We start from the raw sequence: 11,317 nt of genomic DNA on the forward strand, positions 1-11,317 counted from the left end.
CATGAGTTCTGTCTGGAATATTTCATTGCATATATAAACTCCTACTATTCATATGAGAGGGTCTTCAGATGTATGTACATAGCTCGGGATGAAGACTCAAAATTCGGCAAATACAGGTACATGATATTTCTTATTCCTTCTTGATTCACGAAAACGCCTTCATTGGTTCAAAAGCTTGATTGAACAGGTAAAAAGCCCTTTACGTACGGAGGTGAAAACGGTATACTTAAAACTAAAGTTATGATTATGAAATTACGTTTCACCTGATGAAACTAACGAACGAGAACACGGAACGATGAAGGCCTGTTCTTCACCTAAATGAACGTTTTCTTCATCTCACCGACACATCCCAAGGAGGTACATGTATGTCAGCAAAGAATCATTTCTCCGCCGCTCGCAGTCTTGAGGTTGGAGGCAAGTCTTACCGCTACTACAGTCTCGATGCTCTTCAGGAAGGCGGCCACGGCGATCTTTCCAGGCTCCCTTTCTCCATTAAAGTGTTGCTTGAAGCAGCAATTCGTCAATTCGACGGACGTGCCATTACCGAAGAACACGTAAAACAACTGACCGGCTGGGCAGATGGCCGTGACAATAACAAGGAAATTCCATTCATCCCTGCACGTATCGTTCTGCAGGATTTCACCGGGGTACCGGTTGTCGTTGACCTCGCTGCAATGCGTGATACCGTGAAAAAAGCAGGCGGCGACCCGAAACAGATCAACCCGCTCGTACCCGTCGATCTCGTTATCGACCACTCCGTTATGGTTGATGCTTTCGGTACCAACGATGCACTTGATTACAATATCCAAGTCGAGTTCGAGCGTAATGAAGAGCGGTATCGCTTCTTGCGTTGGGCACAAACGGCATTCAACAACTTCCGTGCAGTTCCACCATCCACAGGTATCGTTCACCAGGTTAACCTGGAGTATCTGGCTTCCGTGGCAGCAACGAAAACGGTGGACGGCGAGACCGTTGTATTCCCGGATTCCCTCGTAGGTACAGACTCCCACACCACCATGATCAACGGACTTGGCGTTGTTGGTTGGGGTGTTGGTGGAATCGAGGCCGAAGCAGGCATGCTGGGTCAACCGCTTTATTTTGTAACACCGGACGTTATCGGTTTCAAACTGACAGGCAGCCTGAGCGAAGGCGCAACAGCAACGGATCTGGCACTCACCGTTACCCAATTGCTTCGTAAAAAAGGCGTTGTTGGTAAATTCGTTGAGTTCTACGGACCAGGTCTTGCCAACATCGGTCTGGCTGACCGTGCGACAGTTGCCAACATGGCACCAGAGTACGGAGCTACCATCGGCTTCTTCCCTGTCGATAGTGAAACGTTGAACTATCTGCGCAGCACTGGTCGTCCTGACGAGCAGGTTGAATTGGTTGAAGCTTACTACAAAGCTCAAGGCATGTTCCGTACTTCCAGCACCGTTGATCCTGAATTCACAGATGTGATTGAACTGGATCTCGGCTCTGTTGTACCAAGTCTTGCAGGACCAAAACGTCCACAGGATCGCATCGAGCTGACACAAATGAAAGAAAGCTTCAACAGCATCATCCGTACACCTGTAGATAAAGGCGGCTACGGTCTGAGCGATGAGAAAATCGAACAAACCGTACCTGTGAAGCACCCGAACGGTTCCTCTAGTGAACTGAAAGCAGGCGCTGTTGTGATCGCGGCGATCACAAGTTGTACGAATACTTCGAATCCGAGTGTTATGGTCGGAGCGGGACTGCTGGCGAAAAAAGCAGTTGAACGCGGCTTGACCAAACCAGGATATGTGAAAAGCAGTCTGACACCAGGTTCCCTTGTTGTTACCGAGTATCTGGAAAAAGCAGGCCTGATCACGTATCTCGACAAACTCGGATTCAACGTTGCCGGCTACGGTTGTGCAACATGCATCGGTAACTCCGGTCCACTGCCGGACGAAGTGAGCGAAGCTATTGCTGAGAACGATATGACCGTAGCGGCTGTATTGTCCGGTAACCGTAACTTCGAAGGCCGTGTGCATGCACAAGTTAAAGCCAACTACCTGGCATCTCCACCACTCGTTGTGGCATATGCACTTGCAGGTACAGTGAATATTGACTTTGAAACCGATCCAATTGGTTATGATACGAACAATGAGCCTGTATTCCTGAAAGACCTCTGGCCTAGCTCCGAGGAAATCAAGGATACCATCGCTAGTTCCCTGAACGCTCAGATGTTCCGCAACAAGTACGAGAACGTATTTACAGCTAATGAGCGTTGGAATGCAATCTCTGTACCGGAAGGCGAATTGTACGAGTGGGATCCGAACTCCACGTACATTCAGAACCCTCCGTTCTTCCAAGAGCTTGGCGACAAATTGAACGATATCGCAGATATCCGTTCTGCACGCGTGATGGCATTGCTTGCGGATTCCGTAACAACGGACCATATCTCGCCAGCAGGTAATATTGCCGTATCCAGCCCGGCTGGACTGTACTTGAAAGAGCATGGCGTAGAGCGCAAAGACTTTAACTCCTACGGTTCACGCCGTGGTAACCATGAAGTAATGATGCGTGGTACGTTCGCCAACATTCGTATTCGTAACCAGGTGGCTCCGGGCACCGAGGGCGGTATTACGAAGTACCTGCCAACGGACGAAGAAATGTCCATCTACGATGCTTCCATGAAGTATCAGGATGAAGGACAGAACCTGATCGTTATCGCAGGTAAAGAGTATGGTACAGGAAGCTCCCGTGACTGGGCGGCAAAAGGAACATTCCTGCTCGGCGTCAAAGCCGTTATCGCAGAAAGCTTCGAGCGGATTCACCGCAGTAACCTGGTCGGCATGGGCGTAATGCCATTGCAATTCCAGGAAGGTCACGGCTGGTCCAGCCTTGGTCTGAACGGACGTGAAACTTATGACATTACTGGCCTCAGCAATGATGTGAAGCCAGGACAAGAGTTGAAAGTAACCGTAACTCGTGAGGACGGTACACAGTTCGACTTCCCTGTCATTGCTCGTCTGGACAGCATGGTTGACGTGGATTACTACCATAATGGCGGTATCCTGCAGACCGTATTGCGTCAAATGATGAAAAAAGCTTAATGACATGAATCATTAATGTGATGAAGTCATACAGAAAAGCTCCCCGCCACGTGCACTCAGCACGTAATGGGGAGCTTTTTTGGCTTTACTTTATACAATCAGGATATTAAAATTCAACCTCCTTCTAATGTCCAATGTGATGTGAGGCTTGATCTAACAGTTGAATCGTACCCATAATCAGAAACAGACATGACATGATAATGAGCGAGCCGCCAACCCATCGCGACATGATTACTCGCTCCGTAATCTGTTTCTCCGAAGCATCCGTTATACTGTGTGGATACACGAGAAACATTAACCCTGCGCTAATGAACAGTACAGCCATGATAATCAACGTAATCCCTCCTTACACATGACTTTCCTTAGAATTTAACTTCTTCGTCGTCACGCGGGATTCTCCTCCCACCAACACCTTTTTCAGGCCGATGACCATGGTGAAAATGATATATCCAATCAAGCCGCCGAGGGTATTGAGCATCAGATCATCCACATCGAATATGCCCATGCCCGTCACTAACTGTGTCACTTCATAGCCCAGACTGAGCAGCAGAGACAGCAAGAGTACCTTTACGCCAGAGAATAACTTGTTGCCCGTTAACACAGGAATGAAGAGGCCCAGTGGGATAAAAGCCAGTATATTGCCTACCAGATGGATTGCGGTACCTGGACGATGTAAAGACAGGCTGTTCCAGTCTCGTGATATTTCCTGAAATGGAGTCAGGTTGACGGTTCGCGTATGGACCAGATCCGGTTGTTGCAAGAACGCCATCAGTCGATCCTTCACAATGCCAAAATCGACTGGACTTCCTTTGAACAGGATCAGCTTCGTCAACAGATATAAATAGATAATGAAAACGGCAATCCAAAGGATGTAATGTTTGCTTTTCTTCTGGTTGTTATGCTTCATGTTGTTCTGCCTCCCTTGCGTTGCCCTGTTATTTCTTTACGGTGACAATGACGCCATCCATGTTATCACCCGATATTTCAGTGTGGCCTTGCTCAGGTATGTAAACGGTCGTATCTTGGGTGGCCCTATAATAGCGGATATGGTATTCTTCACCCTCTACTTCCACAGTAATGTTCTCTTTCTCTTTTAGCAAATCCAGATACTGTTCCAGCACCAGATTATTCTTATACATGACAGCACTGTGCGGCAGCCCTACATATCGAAAATGCCATGGTTCATACTGTATACCCGTGATACGCACTTTATCCTTCGGGTAACGCAAAATAAATCCGTATTTCCATGCATTCTTCTCCAGCCATGCACCCTCTGGCGCTTCATTCATGGCAGCCAAGCTGGAACCGATATCCAGGGATAACCCGAGATTGTGCTCACTGTGTCCCGCAGGAAGTGCATAGTCTGAACCCTTTTCCCGATATAACTCATCCTGCTTTTCAAAGTCCCTGTACCCGCTGCTGACGAGAAAATATCGGACTCCCTCTTCGCCTGCTGCTTCAACCATCCTCTGAAACTCATGCGCCACCTGTCGTGATAACATGATTTTCTGATCCAGTATCCCATATCCACGAAGCAGATCATCCTCATGTGCCACATATACAATATCGGATTTAACCCCTTCCGGGTGAACGGGGTACTGCTTATCAACCAGTAACAAGTTTCCCTTATGTACCTGATCCTGAATATTTCCCGTGACGGATACCGTATAACCTGCAGGATTTTCACGTGTATTCTGAATTTCGATGGGCAGCTCATTTTTCTGCTGAATCCATCCCGGTGATTGCGTAACGATATATCCGATCAAAATAATACATATCAAAAAGCCCCACTTCTTCATGCTTGTTCCTCCTTTTACCTCATACATCAAGGATAGACAACACAAGTTAAAGAAAAAGCAGGGCAATTTTAAAGTTTTTCTTAAATTTGACGTCGAATCTTATTGGAATACGGGCAAACGAACTTCGAATAACGTCCGTACCACATCGCTCTGGGCCGAAATCGTACCGTCATGCTGCTCAACTATATTGCGAGCGATAAACAGGCCGAGGCCTGTCCCACCCTCCTGAGGGGTCCTGGCACGATCTCCGGTGTAATACATATCGAAGATGTGCGGTAATTCCTCCGGACGAATATGTCCCCCATAGTTAATCACCTGAATGATGATCTGTTCTGCATCCCGATATCCGTTAATATCCACGTACATGCCATCCTTGCCGTGTCGTGCAGCGTTAATTAGCAGATTCTCGAACACACGTGCCAGCAACTCGCCATCACCAGAGACCGTAAGGTCCGTGTCTATTTTTAATCGGGCGACTAATTGGTTCTTTTCAAATACAGGATAGAGTTCTTCGTTCATTTGCTTCAGCAGCTCACTAAGATCCAGCTGTGTCTTGTTTATAGGCAACATGCCATAATTCATGCGAGTAATTTCAAACAAATCATCAATCAGTTTCTCCAGACGCTGTGACTTCGTAAATGCAATCGACGTAAAGTGCTTGACCTGCTCCTCCGTCAGCTGATCATCCTTCATAAGCAGATCCAAATATCCAAGCACAGAGGTCAGCGGAGTTCGCAGGTCATGCGCCAGATTGACAACTAGCTGGTCTTTACTATTTTCAGCAAAATCCCCTCGTTCCACCGCTTCCCTCAGCTTCTCACTTGCCAGATTCACATCCTCCGCAATCGTACCTAACTCGTCCTTCGAGGAGATCTGCACACGATGCTGAAAGTCTCCATTCGCTAAATGGTTAATTCCTGCGGAAATCTCTTTGAAATACGTGACATAAGGTCTCGTAAACAAGTAGAAAAATAAAATCGCAAGCGGGATAAAGAGCAGCATAAAGACATATATGTCACCAATACTTCTCATGATATTACGATATTCCGCCAACGGATCTTCTCTCCTGACCCCTGCATAATACATCTGCAACAGCCTGTACACGATAAATGTTACGACGCCAGAAGACAACATGCTCAGACCGAGCAGCATAATCATGGTTGTCCGAAAACTTCTTCGTTTAGTCATTAAACGTGTACCCCACACCCCAGATGGTTTTGATAAACTTGTTCTTGTTCACATCTTCTCCCAGCTTTTTGCGCAAGGTGCGAATATGGACCATCACCGTGTTCCCACTCTCGTAATAGGCTTCTCCCCACACCTGTTCAAAAATGCTTTCCGCACTGAACACCTGCTTGGGGTGACTCGCGAGTAGATACAGAATGTCGAACTCCTTCGGTGTTAGTTCCACTGGTTTGCCGTAGAGTGTAACGCGATGTTGATCCGGCGTGATGATGAGCCCGCCCTTCTCCAGAATGGAGCGCTGAACAGGCGCAGACTGGCTGAATTGCAGAGAACGACGTAACTGAGAGTTGACCCGGGCAACAAGCTCCATCGGATTGAACGGTTTGGTCATATAATCGTCCGCGCCCATCACGAGTCCCGTAATTTTGTCCATATCTGACGTTTTGGCACTCAGGAAAATGATTGGCAAATGATGCTGTTCCCGAATTTTACGGGTCACCTCATACCCGTCCATGCCAGGCATCATAATGTCCAGAATCGCCAAATCTATCGCTTGGGTCTGAACAGCTTGTACCGCCGCCTTCCCGTCAAAGGCCTTAACGATGTGATATCCTTCTTTTTGTAAATGTAAAGCAACCAGATCAGCGATCTCAACTTCATCGTCTGCGATCAGAATCGTAATTCGCTTCATTGCTTATTCCACTCCTATGTGTGATGCTGGGCATTATAACATATTTGAATCCAACAGATAAACCAATGAAAGGAATCCATAGATATGAAACTGGAACGTTTATTAGCCATTGTAGTTCTGCTGATCAATCGTGGACGAGTACAAGCCAAAGACTTGGCAGATACGTTCGAAGTATCGATTCGGACCATCTATCGAGACATCGACACATTGGGCCAAGCTGGCATTCCGGTGGTGACGTATCAGGGGGCAAGCGGAGGTATTGGTCTGGCAGAGGGCTACCGTCTGGATCGAAACGTGTTAACAGACAAGGACCTCGCTTCCATCGTCACAGCGCTGCGCAGTGTATCCACCTCTCATGCCAATGCGGCACGTGAGCTTCTGGTGGAAAAACTCAGCAGTATCGTGCCTGAAGCCAAAAATGACGATTTTCAGGCCAACACCAATCGTTTCATCGTTGATTATTCGACTTGGACGCATCCCGAAGCCCTGCAAATCAAGCTTCAGCTTATCGAGCAGGGCATGGATCAATTACGGCCTGTCACCTTTACCTACTGCAGTGCGGAAGGGACACAGACTCACCGAACTGCCGACCCTCATACCATCGTGCTCAAGAAGCATTCCTGGTACCTATATGCCTTTTGCCACGAGCGGAATCAATTTCGCATGTTCAAACTCGTACGCATGCAAAATGTCACACTTGCTGATGAGCCCTTCGAACGTAAAGTAATCAACCCACAGGACAGACCCTGGCAGCAGGAATGGACCCGCCCGGGCAATCAGGCTGGGTTAACCTTGAAATTCCATGCTCGCGTCCGTCATATTGCGGAAGAATGGTTTGGGATCGAGAACGTCATCCCTGATGGGACTGGATATTATATCAGCCAGGTTGCTTTTCCCGAGGATGCTTGGTTATATGGGTTCATTCTGGGCTTCGGCGCAGATGTTGAGGTATTGGAACCTCAGCATATTCGGGACGAGATCTGCCGTATCGCCGGGCAAATTGTACAAAATTATATACCTCCGACTCAAACCTGACAGACAGCTGTCCAGTTCCTCCCCGTATACTTCAGATATATTCAATTTGTACATATACAAGGAGGAACCAATCATGAACGTCACTGTATGTCAAAGCTGCGGCATGCCGCTCACAACCCCTGCCCAATTCGGAACGGAAGCAGATGGAAGCACAACCCGTGAGTACTGTATCTATTGTTACAAAGAGGGCCAGTTCGAGCAGCCCGGTATTTCACTCGAAGGGATGACAGAGATGTGCACTGCCATTCTGAAGGACGAGGGCATGGATGAAGAATCGGCTCGTTCGATGCTGCGTAACCAGCTTCCTTTTTTGAAACGTTGGCGGACGAATACAACGGATCAGCATGCAGAATCTCTGGTTGAAAACTCTACCACTTCTGCTATACCGGGTCAGGTTACAATCCATCCCTTGTTATCTGCCCAGCCCATTCGTTATGTCACGCTCCCAGGCAAACGTCTTGCTGGCCTATCCGCCCGCACAACCAATGCCATTGAGATCAGTGGCACAGGCTGTATTCAGGGACTCTGGAACAATTATTTTGCCTCAGAGCACCTCCCTGCACCTGAAGCTACTCGCTATGGCTGTTACGCGGATTACACGGATGGCATTACCGGAGAGTACACCATACTAGTGGGGCATGAGGTCAGCTCCGATGAAACATTACCTGAAGGATTCAATGATATTCTGCTCCCTCCTGCGACTTACGCCGTATTCACTTCCAGAAAAGGACCGATGGCAGAGGTTGTTGGCGAAGCATGGGGAGCCGTGTGGGCATGGGATAAACAAAGCGATCGTACGTTCACAGGAGATTTCGAGTTGTATGATGAACGCAGTCTGAATCCTGAAAGTGTACAAGTCGATATATACATTGCCGTTCGCCAAAGTAGATAAAGACAATACTATGCATCTCAAACAGGGTAAAAGCATCCTCACATCCTTCTTCATATCACACAAGCTGCCGGGTTCGCTCGGCGGTTTTTTTTGATGTTTAACCCATGATACAACCGCCTATAGTACCAAGTTAGTTAGCACGTAACCTACCTATTCAACCAGACAATATGCCTCATATGCGGGTACCATTGACTTCCTTAAAATTGGGACTATTCACATAACAACCAATTCGATCCTCCCATATCAAGCCTCTCAAATCAGGTCCTTTCCTCCTGAATTTCCCTAAAAACGTTTACATCTCCTTAAAACCGGGTAAAATCACTACAATCCAATTGGAATTACATTCTAAAGTCATCTATTTCGTCTAACAAGTCATATGTACCTATATGCGCACCTGGCAACATCACCAGTCGAAATACATAATTCAAAAAATGCATCAAAGGAGGAACCAAGATGATCCGCATGCCTATTCAGCAAATGATCCCGTACCACCACCAATATCCGCGCAACACGGCGACCACTGCTCCTAAAAAGGAGAATGAGAACACTCAAGGTCTATCCTTTCATGAAATTTTACAGCAAAAAATGGCGAAGAAGAATGCTTCTCCTTCCCTTCGATAAAATGGACACCTGACCGTATTCGAGTCCGGTTATCAACCGTCTTTCCGCAGCTTGGCGGAATGGCGGTTATTGGCGTTGAGCAATAAACGACTGTACAGCTCTCAGTCATGTTTCTATAATGGTTTAAATATCTACGAGATCCATGACATATACGAACTGTAAAAGGGGACTTATCACATGATCACCATTGGTTGTTTTCACGCTCATTATTCCAACATCGCATTGATTGAAGAGACGCTTGCTCATTATGATATAGAATTGGTCCATTACGTCGATCCAGGTCTGGACCGTCTTAAACATGACACTGACTTTTCCGATGCCGTTATTCATGAGAAGGTAGCCCAGACGCTCCAATGGATCGCTGAGTGTCATGCCGATGCCATTCTGGTCACTTGCACCCTATTTGCGACAGTATTGGAGCAGGAAGCCAAACAGGTCCCCGTGCCGGTGATTGGCATAGATGATCCGCTATTGAAGGAAATGCAGAAAGTACCGGGAGAGTTCACCATCGTGTTCACCAACCCGGCAACCGTTGAAGGAACGATGGCACGGGTGAATCAGGCGTTACAGCAACAGCATGAGGATGAGAGTGGGCAATTACACGTTGCCAAGGTATCTCAGACGGAAGCGGTGTGCATCCCTGGGACATTTGAGTTGATTATGCGTGGAGATCAGAAAGAGTACCTCGAAGCGGTACGTGAAGGCTTACAACAGATTGCTGAACAGTATCCCGGTAAAAGGCTAGTCGCAGCCCAGCTTTCTATGGCTCCCGCTGCTGCACAGGTCACAATAGATCGCGGTATTCCAATCCATAGCCCGCTGGCATTGCTTGCGGCGTATTTGGAGAAGATTTTGGGATTGGCTCGACAGTAGATGCATCAAACAATTAATTGATACAAATTGGATGTGCTCCTGTGATCTAGTTAAGAGTTAGTAGAGTAAATATAAGTATGTTTAATTTATTATTTACATAAATACATATTAATCCTAATTTTTAAAATAATAATTAAATATACATAATTTAGGTGTACAAACCTAGGGTTATATGATAAATTTAGATTGTTATAATTTAACAAATTACTCAGAGGGTGAGGTTTTACATTGAAATTATTGCGTTTATCGAAGTTACTGTTGGTTTGCTGTCTATGCCTATTACTTATTCCTACCAGTGCTTTCGCTTCTGCAGAGAATAAAACTGTGAAATTGGATATAACTTTATTAAAGCAGGGTATTCCTTATGAAGTAATAGAATCCTGGAGCCCTGAGTTTAAGAAAAGTCTTTCGAAAGAAGATGGATCAATTGAAGTAGTGACTCATGAAAAAGCCTCAGCACCTGAATTCAACGGAGAGGTTGGACCACTCGGAAATATCAAGGATGATCAATTTGACTATTATATAACCATAGTTCGAACTGATAATGTTAATAATCGTGAGCGGTTTATGGTTGCATTAACAGGAAAGTGGAAATCAATGCCTTTTTGGCGCTTATCTGATGCTTATGGCGCTTCTTTTGATAAAGAAATTTGGAGAACAGTTCCAGGTTCTGGGTATTATGAAGATAAAGTCAAGTATAGCGGAAACTCTACGTTTACAACTTTAGGAAGTGGACGTAATTTCTCATATACTGGTGAGAATGGTGTTGGATTCAATGCTGATCTCAAAGGGGGCATTATTATAACAGAACAGGTTGCCTCTGCCGTCTTTACAATAGAACATAAAAAGCAAGGAAATCAAAGTGGTCTATCTCAAATACAATCCAATTACTACCACATTAAAGGTACGGGCAGTGTAGGATTGAGTTTTGGAGCTCTAGAGGTTAGCTTCTCAGGCTCTGCTGATAATGATTCCAGAGGTACACTTAAAAATTTTAATTATTAATGAAGTCTTTGTTAAATATGTTTATGTAATATAAGGTAGAATAAATAAAGTTAAATTCAAAAAAGAGAACGATATAAAAATCGTTCTCTTTTACACATTTCACTCAACAAGAGAGGTGAATAAATTAATGCGATTT

Annotated in this window: 11 protein-coding genes; 6 read left to right on the forward strand and 5 right to left on the reverse strand. The window is 46.0% G+C overall.

Annotation, left to right across the window (positions count from 1 at the left end):
- The first annotated feature begins 365 nt into the window (after positions 1-365).
- Positions 366-3,080: an aconitate hydratase AcnA gene (gene acnA / locus PAHA3_RS26190; protein WP_062837613.1), complete on the forward strand. Its 2,715-nt coding sequence runs from the start codon at positions 366-368 to the stop codon at positions 3,078-3,080.
- Between the two features lie 124 nt (positions 3,081-3,204).
- Here the strand turns inward: acnA and PAHA3_RS26195 are convergent, their stop codons facing one another.
- From PAHA3_RS26195 to PAHA3_RS26215, 5 genes are all read right to left on the reverse strand, one after another.
- The gene (locus PAHA3_RS26195) at positions 3,205-3,414 is read right to left on the reverse strand and encodes a hypothetical protein (RefSeq protein WP_062837614.1); all 210 of its coding nucleotides are present in this window, start codon (positions 3,412-3,414) and stop codon (positions 3,205-3,207) included.
- Positions 3,415-3,426: 12 nt separating this feature from the next.
- Positions 3,427-3,987 (reverse strand): VanZ family protein, encoded by a 561-nt coding sequence (locus tag PAHA3_RS26200; protein ID WP_062837615.1) that lies wholly within the window; start codon positions 3,985-3,987, stop codon positions 3,427-3,429.
- Between the two features lie 28 nt (positions 3,988-4,015).
- Positions 4,016-4,879 (reverse strand): M15 family metallopeptidase, encoded by an 864-nt coding sequence (locus PAHA3_RS26205; RefSeq protein ID WP_062837616.1) that lies wholly within the window; start codon positions 4,877-4,879, stop codon positions 4,016-4,018.
- Positions 4,880-4,978: 99 nt separating this feature from the next.
- Positions 4,979-6,067 carry a HAMP domain-containing sensor histidine kinase gene (locus PAHA3_RS26210; RefSeq protein ID WP_062837617.1) on the reverse strand — a complete coding sequence of 363 codons (1,089 nt, stop codon included), beginning with the start codon at positions 6,065-6,067 and terminating at the stop codon, positions 4,979-4,981.
- Positions 6,060-6,755: a response regulator transcription factor gene (locus PAHA3_RS26215; protein WP_062837618.1), complete on the reverse strand. Its 696-nt coding sequence runs from the start codon at positions 6,753-6,755 to the stop codon at positions 6,060-6,062. The genes PAHA3_RS26210 and PAHA3_RS26215 overlap by 8 nt, the downstream gene beginning before the upstream one ends.
- Positions 6,756-6,839: 84 nt before the next feature.
- On the opposite strand from PAHA3_RS26215, the gene PAHA3_RS26220 reads away from it, so the two are divergent.
- The 5 genes from PAHA3_RS26220 to PAHA3_RS31020 all read left to right on the forward strand — a co-directional run bounded on the left by PAHA3_RS26220 (position 6,840) and on the right by PAHA3_RS31020 (position 11,181).
- Complete coding sequence (locus PAHA3_RS26220; RefSeq protein ID WP_062837619.1) at positions 6,840-7,790, forward strand: helix-turn-helix transcriptional regulator; 951 nt, start codon at positions 6,840-6,842, stop codon at positions 7,788-7,790.
- 73 nt (positions 7,791-7,863) lie between these two features.
- On the forward strand, positions 7,864-8,682 hold the full coding sequence (locus PAHA3_RS26225; protein WP_062837620.1) for a zinc ribbon domain-containing protein: 819 nt from the start codon (positions 7,864-7,866) through the stop codon (positions 8,680-8,682).
- Between the two features lie 453 nt (positions 8,683-9,135).
- A complete protein-coding gene (locus PAHA3_RS30665) occupies positions 9,136-9,303 on the forward strand; it encodes a hypothetical protein (protein WP_017690769.1) in 168 nt (55 codons plus the stop codon).
- 177 nt (positions 9,304-9,480) lie between these two features.
- Entirely contained in the window at positions 9,481-10,176 is a 696-nt protein-coding gene (locus PAHA3_RS26230) for an aspartate/glutamate racemase family protein (RefSeq protein ID WP_062837621.1), read from the forward strand.
- Between the two features lie 228 nt (positions 10,177-10,404).
- Complete coding sequence (locus PAHA3_RS31020) at positions 10,405-11,181, forward strand: hypothetical protein (protein ID WP_062837622.1); 777 nt, start codon at positions 10,405-10,407, stop codon at positions 11,179-11,181.
- Positions 11,182-11,317 lie beyond the last annotated feature (136 nt).

The organism is Paenibacillus amylolyticus (genome assembly GCF_001570725.1).
Taxonomy (GTDB): domain Bacteria; phylum Bacillota; class Bacilli; order Paenibacillales; family Paenibacillaceae; genus Paenibacillus; species Paenibacillus amylolyticus_A.

Bases quoted from the DNA above. Each gene is read 5' to 3' on its own strand.
- acnA (WP_062837613.1), top strand. From the start codon at position 366: ATGTCAGCAAAGAATCATTTCTCCGCCGCTCGCAGTCTTGAGGTTGGA.
- PAHA3_RS26200 (WP_062837615.1), bottom strand. From the start codon at position 3,987: ATGAAGCATAACAACCAGAAGAAAAGCAAACATTACATCCTTTGGATT.
- PAHA3_RS26220 (WP_062837619.1), top strand. From the start codon at position 6,840: ATGAAACTGGAACGTTTATTAGCCATTGTAGTTCTGCTGATCAATCGT.
- PAHA3_RS26225 (WP_062837620.1), top strand. From the start codon at position 7,864: ATGAACGTCACTGTATGTCAAAGCTGCGGCATGCCGCTCACAACCCCT.
- PAHA3_RS26215 (WP_062837618.1), bottom strand. From the start codon at position 6,755: ATGAAGCGAATTACGATTCTGATCGCAGACGATGAAGTTGAGATCGCT.
- PAHA3_RS26230 (WP_062837621.1), top strand. From the start codon at position 9,481: ATGATCACCATTGGTTGTTTTCACGCTCATTATTCCAACATCGCATTG.
- PAHA3_RS30665 (WP_017690769.1), top strand. From the start codon at position 9,136: ATGATCCGCATGCCTATTCAGCAAATGATCCCGTACCACCACCAATAT.
- PAHA3_RS26205 (WP_062837616.1), bottom strand. From the start codon at position 4,879: ATGAAGAAGTGGGGCTTTTTGATATGTATTATTTTGATCGGATATATC.
- PAHA3_RS26210 (WP_062837617.1), bottom strand. From the start codon at position 6,067: ATGACTAAACGAAGAAGTTTTCGGACAACCATGATTATGCTGCTCGGT.